This window comes from Hymenobacter amundsenii (assembly GCF_002204745.1).
Lineage (GTDB): Bacteria > Bacteroidota > Bacteroidia > Cytophagales > Hymenobacteraceae > Hymenobacter > Hymenobacter amundsenii.
In genome coordinates this window covers 60,624-83,935 of sequence record NZ_NIRR01000003.1, presented here as the reverse complement: position 1 = coordinate 83,935, position 23,312 = coordinate 60,624, and the positions used below count along the sequence as shown (strand labels likewise).

The 23,312-nt window shown below is 60.3% G+C and carries 15 protein-coding genes; 5 read left to right on the top strand and 10 right to left on the bottom strand.

Annotated elements, in window-relative coordinates; genetic code table 11:
* Positions 1–54: 54 nt before the first annotated feature.
* Positions 55–1,995 (bottom strand): CocE/NonD family hydrolase, encoded by a 1,941-nt coding sequence (locus CDA63_RS03485; protein WP_088463057.1) that lies wholly within the window; start codon positions 1,993–1,995, stop codon positions 55–57.
* A 142-nt stretch (positions 1,996–2,137) separates the two neighbouring features.
* Here CDA63_RS03485 and CDA63_RS03480 point away from each other — a divergent pair, with 142 nt between their 5' ends.
* Entirely contained in the window at positions 2,138–4,714 is a 2,577-nt protein-coding gene (locus tag CDA63_RS03480; RefSeq protein WP_088463167.1) for a M14 family metallopeptidase, read from the top strand.
* A gap of 83 nt (positions 4,715–4,797) precedes the next feature.
* Here CDA63_RS03480 and CDA63_RS03475 read toward each other — a convergent pair whose 3' ends face one another.
* The 3 genes from CDA63_RS03475 to CDA63_RS03465 form a co-directional block, all read right to left on the bottom strand.
* A complete protein-coding gene (locus CDA63_RS03475; protein WP_126546713.1) occupies positions 4,798–5,133 on the bottom strand; it encodes a hypothetical protein in 336 nt (111 codons plus the stop codon).
* Positions 5,134–5,231: 98 nt separating this feature from the next.
* Complete coding sequence (locus CDA63_RS03470) at positions 5,232–6,458, bottom strand: S-adenosylmethionine:tRNA ribosyltransferase-isomerase (protein WP_088463055.1); 1,227 nt, start codon at positions 6,456–6,458, stop codon at positions 5,232–5,234.
* Between the two features lie 180 nt (positions 6,459–6,638).
* The gene (locus CDA63_RS03465) at positions 6,639–7,412 is read right to left on the bottom strand and encodes a class I SAM-dependent methyltransferase (protein ID WP_088463054.1); all 774 of its coding nucleotides are present in this window, start codon (positions 7,410–7,412) and stop codon (positions 6,639–6,641) included.
* A 225-nt stretch (positions 7,413–7,637) separates the two neighbouring features.
* Here CDA63_RS03465 and CDA63_RS03460 point away from each other — a divergent pair, with 225 nt between their 5' ends.
* Together CDA63_RS03460 and CDA63_RS03455 are read left to right on the top strand one after the other, a co-directional pair.
* Positions 7,638–8,204 (top strand): hypothetical protein, encoded by a 567-nt coding sequence (locus tag CDA63_RS03460; RefSeq protein ID WP_088463053.1) that lies wholly within the window; start codon positions 7,638–7,640, stop codon positions 8,202–8,204.
* 199 nt (positions 8,205–8,403) lie between these two features.
* Positions 8,404–9,165, top strand: a complete 762-nt coding sequence (locus CDA63_RS03455; RefSeq protein ID WP_088463052.1) for a hypothetical protein — start codon at positions 8,404–8,406, stop codon at positions 9,163–9,165.
* A 28-nt stretch (positions 9,166–9,193) separates the two neighbouring features.
* Here CDA63_RS03455 and priA read toward each other — a convergent pair whose 3' ends face one another.
* From priA to rpsF, 6 genes are all read right to left on the bottom strand, one after another.
* Positions 9,194–11,743 (bottom strand): replication restart helicase PriA, encoded by a 2,550-nt coding sequence (priA, locus tag CDA63_RS03450; protein ID WP_199797483.1) that lies wholly within the window; start codon positions 11,741–11,743, stop codon positions 9,194–9,196.
* 141 nt (positions 11,744–11,884) lie between these two features.
* Positions 11,885–13,912 carry a thioredoxin domain-containing protein gene (locus CDA63_RS03445; protein ID WP_088463051.1) on the bottom strand — a complete coding sequence of 676 codons (2,028 nt, stop codon included), beginning with the start codon at positions 13,910–13,912 and terminating at the stop codon, positions 11,885–11,887.
* 122 nt (positions 13,913–14,034) lie between these two features.
* The gene (locus CDA63_RS03440) at positions 14,035–16,773 is read right to left on the bottom strand and encodes a GSCFA domain-containing protein (RefSeq protein ID WP_088463050.1); all 2,739 of its coding nucleotides are present in this window, start codon (positions 16,771–16,773) and stop codon (positions 14,035–14,037) included.
* A 349-nt stretch (positions 16,774–17,122) separates the two neighbouring features.
* Positions 17,123–17,566 (bottom strand): 50S ribosomal protein L9, encoded by a 444-nt coding sequence (gene rplI, locus CDA63_RS03435; protein ID WP_088463049.1) that lies wholly within the window; start codon positions 17,564–17,566, stop codon positions 17,123–17,125.
* Between the two features lie 124 nt (positions 17,567–17,690).
* On the bottom strand, positions 17,691–17,942 hold the full coding sequence (rpsR, locus tag CDA63_RS03430; RefSeq protein WP_019947036.1) for a 30S ribosomal protein S18: 252 nt from the start codon (positions 17,940–17,942) through the stop codon (positions 17,691–17,693).
* 10 nt (positions 17,943–17,952) lie between these two features.
* Positions 17,953–18,324: a 30S ribosomal protein S6 gene (gene rpsF, locus CDA63_RS03425; protein ID WP_088463048.1), complete on the bottom strand. Its 372-nt coding sequence runs from the start codon at positions 18,322–18,324 to the stop codon at positions 17,953–17,955.
* Between the two features lie 385 nt (positions 18,325–18,709).
* Between rpsF and CDA63_RS03420 the strand changes: the two genes are divergently transcribed.
* Entirely contained in the window at positions 18,710–20,062 is a 1,353-nt protein-coding gene (locus CDA63_RS03420) for a cytochrome c3 family protein (RefSeq protein ID WP_088463047.1), read from the top strand.
* A gap of 184 nt (positions 20,063–20,246) precedes the next feature.
* The gene (locus CDA63_RS03415) at positions 20,247–23,276 is read left to right on the top strand and encodes a TAT-variant-translocated molybdopterin oxidoreductase (RefSeq protein ID WP_088463046.1); all 3,030 of its coding nucleotides are present in this window, start codon (positions 20,247–20,249) and stop codon (positions 23,274–23,276) included.
* Positions 23,277–23,312 lie beyond the last annotated feature (36 nt).

Sequence of the window (23,312 nt, the reverse complement as noted above, 5' to 3'; positions counted from 1 at the left end):
GATTCTTCGACTTCGCCTCCGGCTTCGCTCAGAATGACGTTTTCTCTTTCTCCCCTACAACACCCGCACCTTCAGCTGCGAAGCTTGCTGGGGAGAGTGGTAGAGGCGGTGGGTGGCGGTCTGGAAGTCCTTTTCGTCGGCCTCGTTGATGTTGGGCACGAAGGTCTGGGGGTTGCGGTCCACCATCGGGAACCAGCTGCTCTGGACCTGCACCATGAAGCGGTGGCCCTTGCGGAAGGTGTGGCAGAGGTCCTGGACGGTGAAGGGTACGGCCGTTACCTGGCCCGGCACGAAGGCTTCGGGCTGGCTGAAGCTGTTGCGGAACCGGCCGCGCATCACTTCTGAGCGCACCATCTGCTGGTAGCCACCGAGTTTCACATTGGGGTTCAGGCGCGGGTTGTCGGGCGCGTCGTCGGGGTACACGTCAATGATTTTTACCACCCAGTCGGCGTCGGTGCCGGTAGTAGCCACTTGCAGCAGCGCCTCAATGGGGCCAGCCAGCGTCAGGTCGTCGGTCAGCACGTCGGTCTGGTAGGTGAGCACGTCGGGGCGGCGGGAGGCAAAGCGCTGGTCGTCGGTCATGTATTCGCGGGTCATGCCCGTAGCCATGCCTTCGTTGGAGGGTACCGGGTGAGCTGGGTCACTGATGTACTGGTCGAACCCGGCGCCGGCGGCGGGCTGGTCGAACCCGATTTTGCCGTTGGCCTGGAAGTACATGGTCTTTTCCTGGGCCTGCTTGGGAGGCCAGGCATCGAAGGTGCGCCACTTGTTGGTGCCGCCCTCAAAAACGGTGGCTTCGGCCACGTCGGGCCGCTTGCCCTCCTTGAGGTAGCCTTTAAAAAACGGGGCCTCTATTTCCTTCTGGTAATAAATCGAGGGCGACTCGCCGTAGGCCACGTTGCCTACCAGCTCGCCCGTGCCGCGGGCCCAGCCCCCGTGCACCCAGGGGCCCATCACGAGGCCGTTGGTCAGGCCCGGGTTTTGCTGTTCGATGGTTTTATAGGTTTGCAGGGCACCGAACAAATCCTCGGCATCGTTGAAGCCGCCCACTGTGAGCACGGCGGTGTTTTTGTTGAGGTTTTTGAGGTGGGGCCGCAGGTTGCGGGCCTGCCAGAACTCGTCGTAGTTGGGGTGGGCCATCATCTCGTTCCAGAACGCCACTTTGCCCTTGTAGTAGCGGGCGTCGGCGTTCTTGAGCGAGCCCATGTTCATAAAGAACGCGTAGCCGTCGGGCGTGCCGTGCTTGAACCCGGGGTTGCCAGTGGGCGTGGGTGCGGGCCGGGGTAGCCCGAACGAGGCCAGGAAGTTGAAGGCGTGGGGCAGGAAAAAGGCCCCGTTGTGGTGGAAATCGTCCCAGAACCAGTCGGCAATCGGGGCCTGGGGTGAGGAGGCCTTGAGGGCCGGATGGCGACTAAGCAGGCCGGTAGACGCGTAGAAACCAGGGTAGCTGATGCCCCACTGGCCTACCTTGCCGTTGTTTTTCGGGCCCTTTTTCAGCAGGTACTCGATGGTATCGAACGTATCGGTGCCCTCGTCGGTGTCGTTTTTGCCCTTGTAGCTGTCCTTTTCAGGCCGCATATCTACGAATGTGCCCTCCGACATATACTTGCCCCGCACGTCCTGGTAGGCGAAAATGTAGCCCTCGTGCATCATTGTGGAGCTCGGGCCCAGGCTCTTTTTGTACTTGCCCGGCTCGTAGGGCCCCACCGAATAGGGCGTGCGGTTCAGCATTATAGGATACTTCACCCGGTCGGCATCCTTGGGCGCGTACACTACGGTGTAGAGCTTCACCCCATCGCGCATCGGAATCCGGTGTTCCGTTTTGGTGTAGTGCTGCTGGATGTAGGCCGTATCGGCCAGCATCTGGGTCAGGGCCAGCTTATCGGCCTCAGAGGGCAGCGGGTAGGAAACCGGCTGCTGGGCGCGGGCCACCGTTAGGGAGCCAGCGGCCAGCAGGGCCGTTAGTAAAGCGGGGCGAAGGTAGGAGTGGGGCATGGATGGGGAAAGCGTGGGGTGAACTTGAGGAAAGATGCAGCCTGCAACGTCCGGTTGCGTCGTTGGCCTGCTCAAATATGCTTTCTTTGGAGTAGAAAAACTGCTAACCTTCCGGCTTCGGCCGCTTTACTCTTCATTTTTGGTGAAAAACCTTACTTCCCGGGCGCTAAGCCTACTTTTTCTCTGGCTGCTGATGCCCGTTGCGGCTTCTGCCCAAACCCCGGCCGCCGCTGCCGGTCCGCTGCTCACGCCCGCGCAGTTTCTGGGCTACGAACTGGGTGCCCGCTTCACGCCTCACGCCGAAATGCTGCGCTACGTGGCCCACGTAGTGGCGCACAGCCCCGACCGGATGCGGCAGCAGCAATACGGACGTACCTACGAAAACCGGCCCCTGGAGCTGGTTTATGTAGCCTCCGCCGCTAACCTGACCCGCCTCGACGATATCCGGCGCGACAACCTGCGGCTGGCTGGCCTCGAAACCGGGGCCGTCAGCGGCCCTACGCCGGCCGTGGTCTGGCTCAGCTACAACGTGCACGGCAACGAGGCGGTATCGTCGGAAGCCGTGATGCAGGTGCTCTACGATTTGGCCAACCCCGCCAACGCTACTGTGCAAGGCTACCTGCAGAACCTAGTGGTGATTGTGGACCCCTGCGTGAACCCCGACGGGCGCGACCGTTACGCGCAGTGGTACAACCGGGTGGCCAGCCAGCGCCCCAACGCCTCGCCCCTGAGCTGGGAGCACCACGAGCCCTGGCCCGGCGGCCGCTACAACCACTACTACTTCGACCTCAACCGCGACTGGGCCTGGCAAACCCAGCAGGAAAGCCGCCAGCGCATCGCGGTGTACAACCAGTGGCTGCCCCAGGTGCACGCCGATTTTCACGAGATGAGTCCCTTGGCGCCCTACTACTTCTCGCCGGCCGCCAAGCCCTTCCACGCCGACCTTACGGCCTGGCAGCGGCAGTTCCAGAACATCATCGGCGACTACAACCGCAAGGTATTTGATCAAAACAACTGGCTCTATTTCACCCGCGAAACCTACGATTTGTTCGCCCCCTTCTACGGCGATACCTGGCCCAGCTTCAATGGCGCCATCGGCCTGACCTACGAGCAGGGCGGGGGCGGCTCGGCGGGCCTGCGCTACGCCAAACCCGACGGCGACACGCTCACGCTAACCCAGCGTATCGAGCACCACCGCGCCACCAGCCTGGCAACGCTGCAAGCCGCCGCCGACCGTCACCAGGACCTGACCCGCGAGTTTCGCAAGTTTTACGCCGACGCCCGCACCAAGCCCCAGGGGGAATACAAAACCTACGTGCTGGCCGGCTCCTCCGACCCCGGTCAGGTAAAGGCCCTCACCCAATACCTCGACCGCCAGCAGATCAGTTACGGGTTTGCTGCCAAGCGTAGCCGCCAAGCGGGCTACAACTACGCCACCGGCAAAGCCGAAACCGTGCAGATTGAGCCCCAGGACGTGGTTATCAGCATGTATCAGCCCAAATCGACGCTGGTGAAAGTGCTGTTCGAGCCCCAGGCCCAGCTCGAAGACTCCCTCACCTACGACCTCACCGCCTGGTCGCTGCCCTACGCTTTTGGCCTCGATGGCTACGCGCTAAAGGGGCAGTTGCCAGTGAGTTCAGTGGCCAGTTCTCAAAGTCAGAACAATCCAACAACCAGCAACCAGCAACCAAAAACCAGTAGTCCTTACGCCTACCTGGCCCGCTGGAGCAACTTGCAGGATGTGCGCTTTCTGAGCCGGCTGTTGCAGCAGGGCGTGAAGCTGCGGGTGGCCGATGAGCCGTTTGAGACCGAGGGCCAGAAGTACGGGCGCGGCACGCTCATCATCGCGCGCACCGGCAACGAGCGGCTGGGCGCCCGCTTCGACCAGCTGGTGCGAGCCCAGGCCGACTCGGCAGGCGTGACGGTCCAGGCCGTGCAATCTGGCCTCTCTACTACCGGCGGCGACTTGGGTTCGCGCTCGGTGCGGCCCCTGGCCATGCCCACGGTGGCCGTGCTGGCCGGTCCGGGCGTCGATGCTACAGCTTTTGGGGAAGTCTGGCACTTCTTCGAGCAGCAGGTGGGCTACCCCGTCACGGTGCTCGGTACCGACTATTTCGGCAGCGTCCCGCTCAGCAAGTTTGATGTCTTGATTCTGCCCGACGGCCGTTATGATGACGTGCTAACCGAGAAAATGCTGGCCAGCGTGAAAACCTGGGTGCGCGGTGGCGGCCGGCTTATCGCCCTCGAAGGGGCCTCACGCTTTCTGGCCGGCAAAAAAGACTTCCTGCTCAAAATCAAAACCATCGATTCCGTCGCTCTGGCCAAGAAAAAAGCCCCCTACGCCGACCTGCGCCGCTACGCCGACGCCGAGCGGGAGGGCATCGAAGACAAGGTGCAGGGCAGCGTGTTCCGGGTGCAGCTCGACAACACCCATCCGCTGGCCTTCGGCTACGGCCCTACCTACTTCGCTTTGCTGCGCGAGGCCCCCAACTACCAGTTCATGCCCGAGGGCGGCTGGAACGTGGGCGTGCTCAAAAAGAATAGCTACGCCGCCGGTTTCGCCGGCCGCAAAGCCCGCGCCGGCCTCACCGACAGCTTCGTGCTTGGTGCCCAGGAAATGGGCCGGGGGCAGATAGTTTACCTGGCCGATAATCCCTTGTTCCGGGCCTTCTGGCAGGGCGGCAAGCTGCTGTTTGGTAACGCTGTGTTCATTCTTTAATCACTGGTTTTTCAACGGTTACGGGCGTAAAAAAAGTGCTTACCCTTGGGTAAGCACTTTTTCATGTGAGCAACAAAGGCCGATTAATTAACTACGTCTACGGCTTTGTTCTTAACTGATTTAGCGGCTCTTTTCGTGGCGCGGGCGGCCTTTTTCGCAGCGCGGGCAGTCTTCTTGGCCGATTTCTCAGCGAAGTTGCCAGTCGCCTGGGCACCAGTCTCTACCGCATTGCCGGTTGCGCGGGCGCCGGTTTCTACGGCGTTGCCCGTTGCTTGGGCCGCTTTTACGGTACCCTGCTTGGCATCCTGGATTACTTCGCCCGCTTTAGTGCGGTCCTCGGTCGTGGTAGTGGTGGTTTGAGCAAAAGCAGCGGCTGCAGTGAAAACCAGGGCAGCAGCTGTCAGAAATATCTTTTTCATGATGAAAAGCAAGTGGAAAAAAAGGATCTGCGGCCTTATACGGCTAAACGCTGAAGACAGCGCAAAACCGGCATCATAAAAAGGAAATCGGCCTCTGCTTAAGGCAGCAGCAGCGATGAGTCGCCGTAGCTCAGGAACCGGTAGTTCTGGGCCAGGGCGTGCTCGTACACCTGCCGCCAGTCGGGACCGATGAGGGCGGCAACCAACAGCAGCAACGTGCTTTCGGGCTGATGGAAATTGGTGATCAGGCCCCGTACTAGCCGGAATTGGTAGCCGGGCGCAATCAGGAGTTGGGTGGTGGCATGCAGCGTGTCGGCGCCGGTTAGTTCGAGCTGGGTCAGCAGCGCATCGAGGGCGTCGGGGGTCGTCGTGTTCTGTTGGGATTCGTAGGGTTGCCACTGCTCTACGTGCCAGGCGGGCAGTTGGGCCGGCCGCTGTAGCAGGCGGGTTCCGAGCCAGTACAGGCTTTCGAGGGTGCGCAGGCTGGTAGTGCCCACCGGGATAATGGGCAAGCCCGCCGCCAGATGAGCGCGCAGCCGCCGGAGCGTATCGACGCTCACGCTGAACGGCTCCCCATGCATCGGGTGGCCAGCCATCTGGTCGGCTTTCACCGGCTGAAACGTGCCCGCGCCCACGTGCAACGTCACGCGGGCGGCCAGGGTGCGGCGCTCGGCTAGTTCGGCCAGCACGGCCTCAGAAAAGTGCAGTCCGGCCGTGGGGGCGGCCACCGCGCCCTCCTGGGCCGCGTACACGGTCTGGTAGCGCACTGCGTCTACGTCGGTATCGGCGCGGTTGAGGTAGGGGGGCAAAGGCAAGTGCCCGGCGGCGCGCAACACTTCGGCGAAGGGCAGTTCGGCCGGCTCCCAACTGAACGCAATCAGGGCGTAGCCGTCGTGCTGCTCGGTGCGCATGGCTTGCAGCGTGGCGGGCTGGCCCAACGCCTCAAATTCCACCGTTACGGGCCCTTCTTTCCAACGGCGGCCGTTGCCTACCAGGCACTTCCACACGCAGGAGCCGGTTTGCTGCATGGCCGGCTCGATGGCCTGGTGCGGGGCTACCGGCTCCAGGCAAAACAGCTCTACCGCGCCCCCGGTGGGCCGGCGGGCAAACAGCCGGGCCCGCACCACCTTGGTATCATTGAACACCAACAGGCTGTCGGCCGGCAACAAGCCCGGCAACTCCCGGAACGTCTGGTTGCGCAGGGTGCCGGCTTCGTACACCAGCAGCCGCGACTGGTCGCGGTTGGGCAGCGGCTCGGGCGCGATGCGGCCGGCTGGCAGTTGGTAAGTGAAATCGTGAATGGAAAGCTGGCGGGGGTCGGACATTTTTTAAGCTGTTAGCTGGCAGCTATTAGCTGTTAGCTTTCGTGCGGAAGATTGGGGAGCCGCCTAATTGAGCCGAAACCAAATCGACAAAAGTGCCACTCCACAAGTCGGCAAAAGTAAACCTCCGTCCGCCAAAACGAAAGCTAACAGCTAATAGCTGCCAGCTAACAGCTTAAAAAATCATTTTTGGAAAAACAGCAAATGCTGTTGTGGCAGGGTTTCTACCGAATCGGTGAGGCGCAGGCCGACGGCGGCCATTTCGCGGCGGACCTGGGCCACGCTCATTTTGTGAATGCGCTTGATGGGCACGTCGGGGTCCTCGGCCCGGTACTCGACTAAAGCCAGCCGGCCGGTAGGCGAGAGGGCCGTGCGGATGGCGCGGGCCATTTCGCGGGGGTGGTCGAACTCGTGGTAGGCATCCACGATGAGCACCAGATCGACCTGGCCGGCGGGCAGATTGGGGTTTTCGGTGGTGCCCCGCACCGGCACCACGTTGGTGGCTCCCAAACGGGTCTTGTTCTCACGTAACGCCGTCAGCATCTCGGTCTGAATGTCAACGGCCAGTACCCGCCCCTGGGGCACGAGCGGGCTCATCTGAAACGTGAAAAACCCCGTGCCGGCCCCAATGTCGGCCACCACATCGGTAGGCTTAAGCTTGAGTTCGCGCAGCAAAATGGCGGTACCTTCTTCCTGGGCCCGGTCGGAGCGGTTGAGCCAGGCGGCGCCTTCGTGGCCCATTACGTGGGCAATCTGCCGGCCCAGGTAGTACTTACCAATGCCGTTAAGATCCTGGGGGGCGCGGCGCTCGTAGCCGCTGGTGTCGGGCTCTGCTTGGCGGCGCTGCTCGGTGAGCTGGGTGGTAGTGCCCTCGCTGAGCGTCTGGGTGCAGGCTCCGGCCCCGGCCAGGAGCCCGGCCACGCTGAGCGGAAACCACAATTTGAAGGAGTATGACATAGGCTGGAATGCAAAGAAACGGCGCAGTGCTAACATGGCTTGCCCCGGAACGGTTCGGCCGCATTTGAATTGGCTGACAGGGCCTTTAGATGTTGGTAAGCTGGCTATCGGCTTGGCTAACCGGGCAGCGATGAATAATTTAAATAGTTTTGCCCCGCTGTTTCCTACTTTGGTCCGTAGAAACTGCGTTTGCTCATCCATTCATTCACTCTTCTCCTCTTACCCATGAAACACCTGTCCGGACTCTTCAACAAGCTAACGGCCGTAGTTGCCGTTGCCGTCGCCCTAACGAGCTGCAACCGCGCCGAGTATGCTATGCTGCCTAAAACAGCCTCTGCCTACCACGGCACCCAGCGCGCTACCATCATTAAGCCCGCCCCCGCCGCAACGGTTGCCCCGGAGGTAGCCGCCGCCCCTGCCGAGGTAGTTGCTACCCCAACGATGGTTGCCCCAGCTGCAGCTCCCGCTGTAGCCCAAGCGGCTCCGGCAGCTGCCCCGGTGGTTTCGGTTGCTCCAGTAGCCAAGTCTGCCAAGCTGAACTTCATGCAGAAGGCGCTGGTGCAGAAAGTTATCAAGAAAGCCGACAAAATGGCCTCCAAGGTACAGGTGAAGGCGAAGTCGGAAACGGCCGCCGCTACTGCCATCAGCGGCAACCTGCGCACGGGTATCATCCTGCTGCTGGTCGGAGCCCTGGTAACGATCATACCGGGTAGCATCTTCAGCCTCATCGGTGGCATCATCGCCCTCATTGGCCTGATCTTCATTATCCTCTGGCTGCTCGACGAAGTATAAGCTGCTCGTTGGTCGTCAACTAAAGCGCCCCGGTTGCCAATTGGCAGCCGCGCTTTAGTTGACGGGTGGCTTCAGACAGCAGCAGTTAGGGTAGCAAAGGCGCCCCCTGGGGAGTGGGGGGGGATATGAGGTGCTGGTAAGGCCGAAAAAAAGCGCTTTATTTGAATTCGTTATCCCATCAATCTTTTAGCCTCTACTTATGACCAAGCTGCCGGTGTATTACCTGTGGTTGGCAATCGTGCTACTGGCGGGCTGCCAGAGCACCCGGCCGGCGCCCTTCTTCTTCGCCTCCGCTTCTTCTAACTATCAGCCGCGCCTGCCGCAGCCGGCCAGCGCAAGGCCGGAAGCCGCGCCGGCCCGGCTCACTGCCAGCCGGCCCGATCCGGCCGCCGAAGCTGCGCTGCCTCTGCCGCCCTTGCCCCAGGCGCGCCCATTGCTTCACTCTTCGCCCCACCTTACGGCCCCGCCGCTGCGGGGCCCCGCCGTAGCCGTGGCCCCGCCCGATACGGTGGTGGCACGGGTCGCATCCCCCGCCGTGGGGGCCGACCCGCTGACGACGGTTGTTAATGTGGGCGGGGCGTTGGCCGTTATCGGCGGCGGGGCCCTGATTATCGCTGCGGCCAACTACGATGGCAGCGGTTACGCCGGGCTGGGCCAATTGCTGCTGGCCCTACCGCTGCTCGCCGTTGGAATTCCGCTGCTGTTTTTTCAGGGTAAAAACGGCCGCCGCCGTCTGCGCCGGGAAGGGCGGGACAAAAGTGTAGGACCCTTAGCTGCTCCGACTCCTAAAACGGATGCGGCCAATAAGCCACTGCAAAAATTGGGGCTGGGTATGCTACTGGCCGCCGGAGCGGTCCTGCTTTTGGGGTTGTTGGGTGGAGTATATGGGCTGGCATTTGCCAGCTTCATCGGGGGGCCGCTGGCCGTGCTAGGGATTATCCTGTTTATTGCCGGCTCGTAGGCGCGGCTAAGGCACATAGGCGCATGCCCTACATTGGGTCTACATCGGCGGCCAGGCGCACCTGCTTGAACTCCTTCTGGTCACGCACCACGTCCATGGCGGCCATAATGTCGGCTTTGGCGGCTTTGAGCACGGTGTGCTCACGTCTGAGCTTGATGGTGATTTCCTGCAGGTAGAAATTGCGGATGCGGAAGATGTAGGGCGCCTCGGGCCCCAGCACGGCCTCGCGGCCCAGCCGGTCTATCAACTCCTGGGTCAGCAGCAAAGCGGCCCGCTCGCCCACGGCTACGTCCACGTGCTTCACCAATAGGCGAATGATGCGCATGAAGGGCGGGTAGCCGTGCTCCCGGCGCTGGGTGATTTCGTAGTCGTAAAACTCCAGGTAGTCGTTGCGCATCACCTTGTCGAAGATGACCTGCTCGGGGTCGGCCGTCTGGATGATGACGCGGCCCTTCTTGCCCTTGCGGCCCGCCCGCCCGCTCACCTGCACAAACATCTGGAAGGCCCGTTCGTGGGCCCGAAAATCGGGGTAATGAATGATGCTGTCGGCGTTGATGATGCCCACCAGGCTCACGTTGGCGAAGTCGAGGCCCTTGGTCACCATTTGGGTGCCCACCAGAATGTTGGTTTTCTGCTGCTCGAAGTCGGAAATAATCTGCTGATAAGAGTTCTTGGCGCGGGTCGTGTCGAGGTCCATGCGCTGCACGTTGGCCTGGGGCAGCATTACCTTCAGGTCGTCCTCGATTTTCTCGGTGCCGAAGCCCACGGTTTTCACGTTGCGCGAGCCGCAGGCGGGGCACTGGGCCGGCATCCGGTCGTGGTGGCCGCAGTAGTGGCAGCGCAGCTCGTGGGCCTGCTTGTGGTAGCTCAAACTCACGGCGCAGTTGGTGCACTTGGGAATCCAGCCGCAGTCGAGGCAGTTGATGAAGGGGGCATAGCCGCGGCGGTTCTGGAACAGAATCACCTGCTCCTGCTGGGCCAGCTTGCTTTCCATCTCCGCCATCAGCTCGGGAGTGAAGTGGTTAAGCATGGTTTTCTGCTCCCGGCTCTTGCGGGTGTCCACGAGCACGATTTCGGGCAGGCCCGCCTCGCCGAAGCGCTTAGTGAGGCTCACCAGCCCGTAACGGCCGGCCCGCGCCTGGTAGTAGGTTTCCACGGCCGGCGTGGCCGAGCCGAGCAGCGTTTTGCTGCCTTGGAAGTGGGCCATCATCAGGGCCACCTCGCGGGCGTTGTAGCGCGGGGCCGGGTCGTACTGCTTATAGCTCGACTCGTGCTCCTCGTCCACAATTGTGAGGGCAAGATTATCAAACGGCAGAAACACAGCCGAGCGTACCCCAATCACCACCTGAAACCGCCCCGACAGCACCCCGTTCCACACTTCTACCCGTTCGTTGTCGGAGAACTTGGAGTGGTACACGCCCAGCCGCGAGCCGAACACGCGCATGAGCCGGGTAACAATCTGGGCGGTGAGGGCAATTTCGGGCAGCAGGTACAGCACCTGCCCGCCACCATCCAGCGCCTGCTTGATGAGGTCGATGTAGATTTCGGTTTTACCCGCGCCCGTTACGCCGTGCAGTAGCACAATGTCCTTGGTTTGGAACTCGCGCATCACTGCGTCGCGGGCTTCTACCTGCGAGTCGTTCAGCGTGAAGTGCATGTTGGCCTGGGCGTCGTCCTCATCCAGCGGGAAGCGCGACACAATCTGATCGAACTGCTCTAGAATACCGTTTTTGATGAGGGTGTTCACTGCCGAAGGCGACAGGTGCGGGGCCGACGTGAGGGCCGCTTTTTCGAGGCCCCGGTGGTTGGCATGCTCGCTCTGGTAAACGGGTACCCGCTGCAAATACCGCATCACCACATCGAGCTGCTTGGCCCGGCTGGCCAGCTGCCCGAATAGCTCCTCCAGGGCCGCCTCAGCCACGTAGCGGTGCACCAAGCGCACCTTCTTCACCACTTTAGGCGAGAACTTGTCCTTGAGATGCTCGAACAGGAACACCACATCCTTCTGCATCAAGGACTTGATGTACTTATGGAACGAGGCAATGCCAAGCAGCTCACCGACCTCGGTAAATGTCAGCGACTTGCCAACTTCCTCGCCGGAACTCAGCGCGTCCACCACCTTCTGTTCCTGGTCGCCGAGCGGGTAGGGGTGGTTCTCGGGCTCGTAGGCCGGATGCAGTTGCACCCGGCTCTCGGAGCTGAGCTTGAGGGCGGAAGGCAGGGCCGCGTTTATCACCTCGCCCAACGTGCAGAGGTAGTACTCGGCAATCCAGGCAAAGAGCTTCAACTGGGGCTGGGTCACGACGGGCGCATCGTCGATGAACTCCAGAATGTACTTGGCCTGGTAGGCCGCGGGCGGCGACTGGTGGACGGCCGCCACGATGCAACTCAGCGTCCGCTTGGCCCCGAACTGCACCAGCACCCGGCCCCCAATTACCACCTGGTCGTTGAGTTCGAACGGGACGCGGTAGGTATAAAGGCGGGGCAGCGGCAGGGGCAGAATCACGTCGGCAAACAGCGTGACGCGGTCGGCCGTCGGTTCCGACGCAGGTTGCACAAAATCAAACGAAAGACTCAACGGAAGGCAATACAAAAGAGGGGGCCCACAACGAGCCCAAGGCGCATTGCGGCCGCCCGGCGGCGACAGAACAGTTAGTAAAGATACACCAGCCGCCGCCGCTACGGAAGGCTAAGCGGCAAATTCAGTTGGGCCAGCAGGTTAGGCCAGCAGCTCCAAGGCCTCGGCTACCGAGTGTACCGGTTGCTGGCAGGTGCGGTTAAAACAGACGTATACCGTCGTGTTTCCGTTCCGGGCCTCGCGGCCGCGCAGCAGGGGCAGCGTGCTGGTCTGCGGGGTGCCGGCCAGCACCGTATTCGGCAGGAAATTCCGGCTCAGCTCCTGCCGAAATGCCTCCGCTTCGGGGCCGACCACAGCAATTTCAGCGGTGGGCTGAACTAGGTTGGCGTACAGGCTGGCCCAGTTGGCGAAATTAGCCGGCTCCTGCACTACTAGCGTCTGCACGCGCCCGAGCATGGTGGCAGCCAGGGCGAGGTACTCGGCATTCTCAAAATGTAGGCCCAGGCGGTACAGGTTGTGGGCCATCACGGAGTTAGAGGCAGGTAACACGTTGTCGATGATTTCCTTTTTGCGGGCGATGAGCACCTCGCCATCGTCGGCGGTGTAGAAGAACTGCTGCTCGGCGGGGTCGAAGAAGTGCGCCAACACGGTGGTCGTCAGGTGCTGGGCTTCGTGCAGCCACTCGTCCGCGAAAGTGGCTTCGTAGAGGCTGATAAAGGCCTGAATCAGCAGCGCATAATCTTCCAGAAAAGCGGGAATAGTGGCCCGGCCATTCTTGTAGCTACGGTGTAGCCGGCCGCCGTGCACGAGGTTTTCGCGCAGAAATTCGGCGCATTGCTGGGCCAGCCGCAGAAAGCTGGGTTCCCCAAAGGCCCGGTAGGCATCGAGCATGCCCTGGATGGTCAGGGCATTCCAACCAGTCAGGATTTTATCGTCGAGGGCCGGGCGGGGCCGCTCGGAGCGGGCAGCCAACAGCTTGATTCGCCAGCCGCGTACTAAGTCGGTCAGCACGGCGGGGGCCAACTCGTGGGCAGCGGCAAAATCGGCGTCCGACTGGCGGCGGTGCAGGATGTTGGTGCCGTGTTCCCAGTTACCAACGGCCGTGCACTGGTAATAAGCCGTGGCCAACCGTTCCTCGTCGCCGAGCACCGCCTGCAATTCCTCCCGGGTCCAGACATAGAACTTGCCTTCTACGCCTTCACTATCGGCATCGAGCGAGGCGTAAAAACCACCTTCCGGGCTCCGTAGCTCGCGTTGCAGAAATTCCACTGTGCCGAACACCATCTCACGGTAGAGCCCCTCACCGGAGGCCTGAAACGCTTCGGCGTAGAGGCTCAGCAGCTGGCCTTGGTCGTAGAGCATCTTTTCGAAGTGGGGCACCAACCAGTCGGCATCGGTGGAGTAGCGGGCGAACCCGCCGCCGATCTGGTCGTAGAGGCCGCCCCAGGCCATTTCGTGCAGCGTCAGGTGCAGCTGTTTCAGCAGCTCCGGGCTGGCGCTCTGGGCTTGGGCCCGGAGTAGAAAACGCCAGATAATGGGCATCGGGAACTTGGGGAACCGGTCGAGCCCGCCCTTTTCCTGGTCGAAGCGGGCCGCTAGGTTTTCCGTAAGCGCCGCGAATTGGGTCGCCGACAACCCTTCGGCCGACTCCGGCACTCTGAATTTTTTCAGCTCACTGATTTGCAGCACCTGCGCGAACTGTTCGGCCGAGGCATCCAGCTCGGCCCGGTGCTCCCCGGCATAGCCCGTCCCAATGCTGGCGACCAGCTGTAGCCATTCGGCGGGCCGGAAATAGGTGCCGCCATAAAATGGCTTGGCCTCCGGGGTCAGGAACACGTTTAACGGCCAGCCGCCCCGCAGGCCCATGGCCTGCAAAGCATCCAAGTACACCTGGTCCACGTCGGGGCGCTCCTCCCGGTCCACCTTCACGCACACAAAATGCGCGTTCATCACGGCCGCCACCTGCGGGTTCTCGAACGACTCGTGCTCCATCACGTGACACCAGTGGCAGGCTGCGTACCCGATGCTCACCAGTAACGGTTTCTGCTCTTGCCGCGCCCGCGCCAATGCCTCTTCCCCCCAGGGGTACCAATCTACCGGGTTACAGGCATGTTGGAGCAAATAGGGGCTGGATTCGTGCTGAAGGCGGTTGGCAGCAGGCAGGGACATAGTTAAGGGTTGAATAAGTAACAGCGAGTAGGAAGCAAGAAGAACCGCCGCCGCGTTATGCCAGTCAGGATGTAACCGGCTATAAACACCAAACCCGGTCCATGAGGGCCGGGTTTGGGAAATCAGGTAGTTTCTGGAGCTGGCGTATCGGAGGCCTCTTTCTTCTTAGCCGTTGACTTGGCCCGGGGTTTGGCCGCCGCCTTAGGCTTGGCTGTTGGTGCCGGGGTATCAGCGGGAGGGGTGGCCGCCGGTTCAGTGGGTTTCACTTTAGCCGAAGTTTGCGCCTTGGTAGGGGCCTTGCCCTTGGCTGCCACTTTAGGCTTTACCGCAGCCTTAGGCTTAACGCTACTTTTCGGTTTCGCGGCAGCTTTGGCCTCAGTCGGTACGGGAGTAGCTTCGGCGGCGGCTGGCTTAGCGGCTGCTTCTGGCTGTGCGACTTCCTTCGGCTTAGTTGAGGCTTTGAATTTGGCCGTAGGTTTGGGCTTAGTCGCAGTTCGCTTTTTAGTCGCGGATTTAGCCGGAGTGGGTTCTGCCACGGGGGCTGAGGTGGAGTCCGTACTCACAGCAGCCGTTGCCAATACCTCATTAACCGGGGCGCTCTGCGACTCCTTGGCCGAAGCCGGCGGAACCGCTGCTGGGGTAGCAGCTTTGGCGTCTGCTTTACGACGAGTCGGTTTCCTGGGCGACGCTACCTCAACTGAAGGAGCTAGGGCAGGCGTTGCGATGGAAGCCGATGGGACTGCACCAGCCGAGCCAGCCGTTTGGGCAGGGGCTACCGAGCCCTTAGCGGGTCTTGACCGGGATGCCCGCTTCTTCGCGGCAGTTTCCGTTGCTGCCGTTGCAACGGCTACTTCCGCGACTGGTTTCTCCGAAACCGGAGCAGTTGGTTCAGGCGTAGCCGTTCGCTCAGCAGCGGGCCCGGAGTGAGTTGTGGTAGCAGCTGCCGAAGCGGGTTCAGCAACTGGGCTAGCCGCTTCCGATGCGGGGGCTTCGGCATCGGCTGCGTAGAGGGGCTGGCGGGCCGGGCGGCCACCATAGCGCGGAGCTTGCTCGCGCTTGTTGCCCCGGCGGTTATTGCGGCTTCGGCGGTTGGCTACCTCCTCAGTCGCTGCCTCACCTTCCACGGCAGGCTCCGCCGCCACCTCTGGTTCAGCGTCCGCTTCCGGGGCTACCAATTCGGCCGGAATTGAGGCTTCGGGCCGGGGGCGGGGAGCACGCAATTCAGCCTCGGTTACATAAATGACGTCCGTAGCAGGTTCGTTATCGGCTTCCTGTGCTTCGGCGGCCGCAAGCGGTTCGTCTGGCACCGGTGCGGGCGCAGTGGCTACCACGCTAGATTCGGACTGGTCTTCGCCAGCAGCCTGTTCGGCCGCCAGACGGGCGTGCTTGCGCTTGGTGCGCTTAGCCCCACCCCGCGAGCGACGTTTCTTACGGCGGGACGCTTCTTCCGCCGATTCTGGACCGGTAGCTTCTGGCTCGTCATTGTCGTCTTCGGCAATTTCCTCCTCGGCACTTCCGGCCGTCAGCTCGCTGGCAACAGGCGAGTAAGCGTGGTCGTAAGCCGAATCGGCCGATACTTCGGCGTCAGCTGCCTCAACTGCATCATCGTCTTCGGTTGGTTCGTCGTCTTCGGCTTCTTCCACCAGCAAACCGGCTCCTGGCCGGATGAGGCTGGCTCGGGAGGCAGACCGGGGCTGTGCCGGTTCCTGCGGCGCAGCCTTAGTAGGAGCGGCGGAAGTAACTGCGGCTGCTTCGGCTGCGGTAACGGGCGTAGTTTTTACGAGCGGTGCTTCATCAGGAGTAGCGTCATCGTCGAACGAGCCTACATCGATGCGCTCCTCGCCATCGTCGTACTCCACGGTCGCAACTGCGGCAGTCGGTACGGGCAGGTTCGCCAGCTCACGCTCCACGTGCAGCAGTTCCATGCGCACATCGGCCTGGCCGGAGAGCTTGCGCAGACGCTCCAGCGTATTCTCCAGGAACGCGCGGTGCTCGGGAGCGGCCGCGTACAAAGGCCGGTGGCCGAGGTTCAGCCGGATTCCTTCCCACTCCTTTTTGAAGCGCCCGAAAGCCGCATCGAAGTAGGTCCGCGTAAACCGCTCCCACACGTAGTTCTCCGCTGTCTCCGAAAGGTGTAGCATGTCGGAGGCATAGAAACGGTAGTCGCGCAAATCATCTACCAGCAGCTCGTAGGCCGGGAAGTAGGTGACATCGGGCAGCAACTCGCTCAGGTAGTGGCAGGCCACCCGCAGCATGGCTTTGCTGGCCGAATTGAGCACCAACGTATCCTTGAGATGGCGCACTGGGCTCACCGTAAGCACAAAGCGCAGCTTCGGATTGATGCGGCGCAGGTAGGCGTGGGTTTCGGCAACGGCGGCAATAATTTCGTCGGCCGTGAGCAGTTCCTTATCAAACTGGTCGGCCGATACCTTGTGGCAATTGCTGACCAGTTCTCCGGTTTCTCGCAGCCGGTAAGCGTAGGCCGAGCCCAGTGTGAGCACCACGACGTCGGCCGTGGCCAGGAACACGCCCACCTCGCGGGCTAGCTGCTGCACATGCTGCAGCAGCTCTACGGGCGATTCGGCCCCGATTTCGGCGTGCAGGTCGTAGCTCTGCCAGCGGCCGCGGGCTTCCACTAGGTGCTGTTGCCAATCCATATCTTCGCCGGCTGCTGCTCGTAGTAGCTTGCAGGCCGAAATCGGGTTGAATACAGTGCCAAACGGATTCACCATAGTCGCGACCTTGAACTCAGTCAGGCGCGAGCCGATGGTATCCGAAAAACAGGACCCCAGCGTCAGGACCCGCGCCGAGGGCGGCAGCTGGTGGGGGAGGGGCGTAAGCGGGATTTCAGTACGAAACATTGGGCTAAATACGGCCCGGAAGCGGGCCAACGGACAGGCAACCTACTCAACATCCCGCGTTCGGCCAAAATAGCCGGTCGGCGGGGCGCATTTCCAGCGGGGAAACGCGGTTCAGTTGCTGCCTATAATGGGGAGATACAACCAGTCAGGCGCGCCACTGCGCGGCAAACTTTCCGGATGTACGGGTAAAGGTCGGAATAAGTACGGCCATTTGAGTTCGGGAGCCTGACCAGCCGGGTGAAGCGCGGCCTTGCGCCTACCCCAATGCCCCGCGTAACAACCAAACAAAACGCCCGGCTGCTAAAGCAACCGGGCGTTTTGGCCCGCCAAACGGCGTTTTACGGGTAGCCTACTCGGCTACTACGTTGAAGCGGATTTTGTGCTTCACCTCGCGGTGCAGATCGGCCGAAGCAGTGTACTCGCCTACCGAAGTCGGATCGGTGTCGAACGAGAGACGCTTGCGGTCTACGTCAATGCCCTTCGCCTTGAGGGCGTCGGAAAGCTGAAGCGTGGTTACACGGCCGAAGATTTTGCCGCTTTCACCCACTTTAGCTGGAATGTCAAGTACCATGTCACCAATCTGGTCGGCAATGGCTTGGGCATCGCCCTTCACCTTGTCGGCCTTGTGGGCAGCCTGGCGTACGTTCTCAGCTACAATTTTCTTGTTGGTCTTGTCGGCCAGTACGGCCAGGCCCTGAGGCATCAGGTAATTGCGGCCGTAGCCGGGCTTTACCGTCACGAGGTCGTTCTTGTAGCCGAGGCCCTTAACGTCGTCTTTCAGAAATACTTCCATGTTTATTTGAGAAGTGAGATGGTAAGAAGTGAGAGGTGAGACTACGTTCGGTAGTTTATCTCCTAGTATGAAGAAGCTAGAACGTAGTCTCACCTCTCACTTCTCACCATCTCATGTCTAAAACTTATTTCAACGAGTCGGTTACGTAGGGCATCAGGGCCAGGTGGCGGGCCTTGGCTACTGCCTGGGCTACTTTGCGCTGGAACTTGAGGCTGGTGCCGGTAATACGACGGGGCAAGATGCGGCCCTGCTCGTTTACGAACTTCAACAGGAAGTTCGGGTCTTTGTAGTCGACGTACTTGATACCGGCTTTCTGAAAGCGGCAGTACTTCTTACGGGCGTCCTGCTTGTGCAGACGCTCGTTTGCGAGACTCATTTTTCTTTGCTTAGCCAACTGCTTCGGACGTTTTAGGTTTTGGTTGATTCATTTCGCCTTTGCGACGACGACCCGCGTACTCCACGGCGTGCTTATCGAGCACCGTGGTGAGGAAACGGATGATGCGCTCATCGCGGCGGAACGCCAGTTCCAGAACATCTACGATGTTGCCTTCGCCGGTAAACTCCACGAGGAAGTAATACCCGGTGTTTTTTTTCTGAATCGGGTAAGCCAGCTTTTTCAGGCCCCACGATTCAGTGTTGATGATGTCGGCGCTATTTTCCTTAAGCACCTGTGAGAACTTCTCGACCGTCTCTTGTACCTGACTCTCGTTGAGTACTGGAGTGAGGACGAAGACCGTCTCGTAATTTCTTACTGCCATTACGACGGGGTGGAATGTGATGTGAAAAAATAAATGAGGGGCAAAGGTAGAAAAAATCGGGGTAAATACTAGCTATATATAATAGGTTGCACCTAAAAGTTTAGCCAGCAGACATTTTGCTTGTCCGAGGCCAAACCTTCTCTTTTTCTGCTAGTTCCTTTAACGTAGCGGGCAAGCAAGCACTACGATGTGAGCGGAAGTTGGTAAAGCCATAAACTGGCGCTGGAAGGGGTCCAGTATCAAGCTGAACTGGGCCCTTAGAATAATTCTAAGCAACGGCAAACCGGCGAAAATTAGCCTCTTCTGGTTTGTTCTCTGGCTTTCCCAAGCTACATTTGTGGCCTTGAAGCACCCCCGCGTTTCTTTTTTTTAGTCAATCTGTGCGATGGATAGCATCCGACTTCGTTCCCTTTCCCGCCTCTTTCTAGCTCTGCTCCTGTTCTTTGTAAGCTTCGGTTCGGCCGTAGCCCAAGGAGCAGCGACAGCCGCCGGAGAGGTCGGCAGTTCCAAAAACCCGAGTGAGGTAGGCGTTACGCCCGGCACCGTAGCTGCTGCCGCTCCGGCCGCCGCCGCGGGTGCTACTACGGCCGACCCCGCCGCCATCGCTGCCGGCGATGCCCTCTTTAAAGGCAACTGCGCCCAGTGCCACGCCGTCAACGACGTGGTAGTAGGCCCGGCTCTGGGTGGCATTACCAAGCGTCGTCCGATGTCGTGGATCATTCCATGGATCAAGAATTCGAGCAAGCTGGTGGCCAGCGGCGACGACTATGCCGTGAAAATCTACAACCAGTACCAGAAGCAGCAGATGCCTAGCTTCCAGCTCTCGGATGCAGAAATCACGTCCATCGTAGCTTATATCACGTCGGAAGAAGGTAAGACCACTGTGCCTACTGGCATTGCTGCCGGCGCAGGTGCTACTACTGTAGTTGATGGTACTGACGCTGCCAACGGCGAGGCGAGCAGCTCTATGAACATCCTGCTCATCGTGCTGGTAGTCGTGCTGATTGTATTGGTGGTAACGCTGGTCATCATCGCCAACATCATGAAGGATGTGCTGCGGGGCCGCAAAGACCTCGACGGCCGCGACGTGGAGCAGATGGAGCAGCGCTTCGACTTCTCTAAAATCTACAAATCGACGGCCGTGCGCGGTATCGTGGGGGCAGTGTTTGTATTGGCTGTGCTCTACGAAACGATTCAGGGCGCCATGGGCGTGGGTTTGACCCAGGGCTATCAGCCTACCCAGCCAATTGCCTTCTCTCACAAGTTGCACGCCGGCGAGAACCAGATCAACTGCGCCTATTGCCACACCTCGGTGTACAAAGCTAAGTCGGCCAACATTCCTTCTCCTAACATCTGTATGAACTGCCACTCGCAGATCAAAACAGAGTCGCCGGAAATCAAGAAAATCTACCGCGCCATCGAGCGCAAACAGCCCATTCAGTGGGTGCGGGTTCACAACCTACCCGATCTGGCCTACTTCAACCACTCCCAGCACACGCAGGTGGGTGGCCTGGAGTGCCAGACCTGCCACGGCCCCATCCAGAACATGGAGGTGGTTTATCAGTATTCGGCGCTCACGATGGGCTGGTGTATCAACTGCCACCGCGAAACGCCCCTCAACACCAAGGGCAATGGCTACTACGACAACCTCGTGAAGCTGCACGACACCAAGAACGGCGCAGTGCCCTTCACGGTATCATCGAATGGTGGTACCGAGTGCTCGAAGTGCCACTACTAGGGTCCTAGCAGCTTAGGGCGGTATAATCTTTTGTTTCTGTTCATTGAACGACCCAAGAATACCAACGTCCAAGGCTTGACCCATCAACGCATAACTTCCCAAGTCAAGACAAGCACCATCTTACGGATTACTAAGCGTCGGATCCAAACCGATAAGTCTGTAAGACCCCAAGACCCTAAAACAAATGCAAGAGTCGCCTAAGTACTGGAAGGGAATCGAGGAGCTGGAAAATTCGCCGGAGTTCATCAAGAACGCCATGACCGAGTTTGCCGACTTCTTGCCGGTGAAGGAAACCCACGGTACTACCGATGCTTCGGTAGCCCCACGCCGTGATTTCCTCAAGCTCATGGGCTTCGGGTTGGCCGCGGCTACCCTGGCGAGCTGCGAAGCGCCGATCAAAAAGGCTATTCCCTACCTCAACAAGCCCGAGGAGGTTGATCCGAGCATCGCTAACTTCTACGCCTCCACGTTCTTCAACGGCCAAGACTACAACGCCGTGCTAGTGAAGACCCGCGAGGGCCGGCCAATCAAGTTGGAAGGCAACCCCGAATCGCCGGTAACGGGTGGCGGCCTCTCGGCCCGCGCCCAGGCTGCGGTGCTGAGTCTCTACGACGGAGCGCGTCTGCAGCACTTCACAAAGAAGGGTCAGAAGATTGCCACCGACCAGCTCGACCAGGAAGTTCGGGCCGCGCTAGCCGGTGCGGGCCGGGTAGCCATCGTGTCGCCGACCATTATCAGCCCCTCGACCAAGAAAGTCATCAACGAGTTTGCCGCCCGCTTCGGGGGGGCAGAGCACGTGATGTACGACGTAAACTCGGCTTCGGCGCTGTTGCGTGCCAACGGCGGCGTGCTACCAGCTTACGATTTCAGCAAGGCCGACGTTATCGTGGGCATTGGCGCCGACTTCCTGGGCACCTGGATTTCGCCCGTTGAATACGCCCGTCAGTACGTAGTTAACCGCAAAGTATCGAGCGAGCGGCGTGCTATGTCGAAGCACTACCAGTTCGAAACGAACATGTCGCTCACCGGCTCCAACGCCGACGTGCGGGAGTCGATGAAACCTTCGGAAATGGGAGCCGCCGTTGTAGCGCTCTACAATGCCATAACGGGCGGTGGAGCGGCTTCGGGTTCCAAGAAAGTAGCACAGGCTGCTGCCGACCTGCGCCGTGCCGGTTCGCGCGGCCTAGTGGTGTCAGGTTCCAACGATATGGGCATTCAGACCCTGGTCGCCGCCATCAATCAGCAGCTTGGGTCTGCCGCCGTTGATACGGCAAACCCTTCCTATGTGCGCCAAGGTGACGACGCGCGCATGGCCCGGCTTATCAAGGACATCATTGCAGGCCAAGTAGGTGCCGTGATTTTCTACCACGCCAACCCCGTATTCGACCACCCAATGGGGGAGGCGTTGGGCAAGGCGCTGGAAGCTGGTAAGGTGAAAACCACCATCTCGCTCAACGACCGCCTCGACGAAACCGGCAAACGTTGCCTCTACGCTGCTCCCGACCACCATTTCATGGAGTCGTGGAATGACTACGAGCCTAAGCGTGGCTACCTGAGCATGGCTCAGCCGGTCATTACGCCGCTGTTCGCCACCCGCCAGGCGCAGGATTCGTTCCTGACCTGGGCCGGTAGTCCCACTACGTACTACAACTACCTCCGCCAGCAATGGCAGGGGCTATTGGGCGCGGGCAACTTCGCTCAGGCCTGGGACAAAGTCGTGCACGACGGCGTAGCCCGCGGCTCGGCTCTGCCAACCCCAGCAGCCCAAATTGAGGGCCCTATGGACGTGAACAGCGCTATGGCGGCTCTGCGGGGCAACAAAGGCGGCGGTATTGAACTGGCCATCTACGAGAAAATCGGGGTGGGCAATGGTACTAATGCCAACAACCCCTGGTTGCAGGAGCTGCCCGACCCCATCTCGAAAGCTACTTGGGGCAACTACGTAACCGTACCTCGTGCTTATGCCATGGAGCAGAAGTGGGAGCAGGGCGATGTAGTGAAAGTAACGGCCAACGGCCACAGCGTACAGCTGCCCGTGCTGATTCAGCCCGGCCAAGCTGCTGGTACTATTGGTATCGCCATAGGCTACGGCCGCCAGGATGCTGGCAAAGTAGCCAACGACATCGGCGCCAACGTGCTGCCGCTGGCTGCCATGCGCAATGGTGTTATCAGCTTCACCACTGCGGTGCAGATTGAGGCTACTGGTACTCAGTCGCCCATCGCCCAGACCCAGACCCACCATACTATCATGGACCGGGAGCAGGTAGTGCAGGTAGCGTCGCTGAAGCAGTATCAGGAAAACCCCAAGGAGGTAACCGAGTACGAAAAAGTTGCTACTCCCGACGGCCTCGAAGCGCCCGATAAGGTGTCGCTGTGGCAGGATTATGAGTACAAGAACCACCACTGGGGTATGGCCATTGACCTCAACTCGTGCATCGGCTGCGGCTCATGCGTAGTAGGTTGCCAGGCCGAGAATAACGTTGCTGTAGTAGGTAAGCAGGAGGTAATCAACCGCCGCGAAATGCACTGGATGCGTATCGACCGCTACTACAGCTCCGATGCCAGCCGAGAAGATTTCGAGGAGAAAGGTAAGCTCGACACGTACGCGGCCATGGAGGACCCATCGGCTAACCCGTCGGTTATTTTCCAGCCGATGATGTGCCAGCACTGCAATCACGCTCCTTGCGAAACGGTTTGTCCGGTACTGGCTACCACCCACAGCTCGGAAGGTCTCAACCAGATGACTTACAACCGGTGCGTAGGTACCCGTTATTGCGCCAACAACTGCCCTTATAAAGTGCGGCGTTTCAACTGGTTCTCGTACTACACCAACGAGAAGTTTGAAACCGTCAATGGCCACATGTTCACCGACCTGGGCCGGATGGTACTCAACCCCGACGTAACGGTACGGGCCCGCGGCGTCATGGAGAAGTGCTCCCTCTGCGTACAGCGGATTCAGCTCGGCAAGCTAGAGGCCAAAAAAGAGAAGCGTCGTCCCCGGGATGGCGAAATCGTTTCGGCCTGCGCTCAGTCGTGCCCAACCCAAGCCATTGTATTCGGCGACATGCGCGACCCCGAGTCACGCCTCTCGCAACTGCTGCGTCGTGAGGACGGGGAGCGGGCCTTCCACGCCCTGAGCTCGATTAACGTGCAGCCCAACATCACGTACCTGACGAAAATCCGTAACACGGACCAGTTAGATTTCAATGTTTAATATCGGAGCCTTAGCTTGTTGAAGATTACTTGGCTT

Bases quoted from the DNA above. Each gene is read 5' to 3' on its own strand.
- CDA63_RS03465 (WP_088463054.1), bottom strand. From the start codon at position 7,412: ATGTCATACTCCTTCAAATTGTGGTTTCCGCTCAGCGTGGCCGGGCTC.
- CDA63_RS03420 (WP_088463047.1), top strand. From the start codon at position 18,710: ATGGATAGCATCCGACTTCGTTCCCTTTCCCGCCTCTTTCTAGCTCTG.
- CDA63_RS03485 (WP_088463057.1), bottom strand. From the start codon at position 1,995: ATGCCCCACTCCTACCTTCGCCCCGCTTTACTAACGGCCCTGCTGGCC.
- CDA63_RS03445 (WP_088463051.1), bottom strand. From the start codon at position 13,912: ATGTCCCTGCCTGCTGCCAACCGCCTTCAGCACGAATCCAGCCCCTAT.
- rpsR (WP_019947036.1), bottom strand. From the start codon at position 17,942: ATGAGTCTCGCAAACGAGCGTCTGCACAAGCAGGACGCCCGTAAGAAG.
- CDA63_RS03475 (WP_126546713.1), bottom strand. From the start codon at position 5,133: ATGAAAAAGATATTTCTGACAGCTGCTGCCCTGGTTTTCACTGCAGCC.
- CDA63_RS03470 (WP_088463055.1), bottom strand. From the start codon at position 6,458: ATGTCCGACCCCCGCCAGCTTTCCATTCACGATTTCACTTACCAACTG.
- rplI (WP_088463049.1), bottom strand. From the start codon at position 17,566: ATGGAAGTATTTCTGAAAGACGACGTTAAGGGCCTCGGCTACAAGAAC.
- CDA63_RS03460 (WP_088463053.1), top strand. From the start codon at position 7,638: ATGAAACACCTGTCCGGACTCTTCAACAAGCTAACGGCCGTAGTTGCC.
- CDA63_RS03415 (WP_088463046.1), top strand. From the start codon at position 20,247: ATGCAAGAGTCGCCTAAGTACTGGAAGGGAATCGAGGAGCTGGAAAAT.
- rpsF (WP_088463048.1), bottom strand. From the start codon at position 18,324: ATGGCAGTAAGAAATTACGAGACGGTCTTCGTCCTCACTCCAGTACTC.
- CDA63_RS03440 (WP_088463050.1), bottom strand. From the start codon at position 16,773: ATGTTTCGTACTGAAATCCCGCTTACGCCCCTCCCCCACCAGCTGCCG.
- CDA63_RS03455 (WP_088463052.1), top strand. From the start codon at position 8,404: ATGACCAAGCTGCCGGTGTATTACCTGTGGTTGGCAATCGTGCTACTG.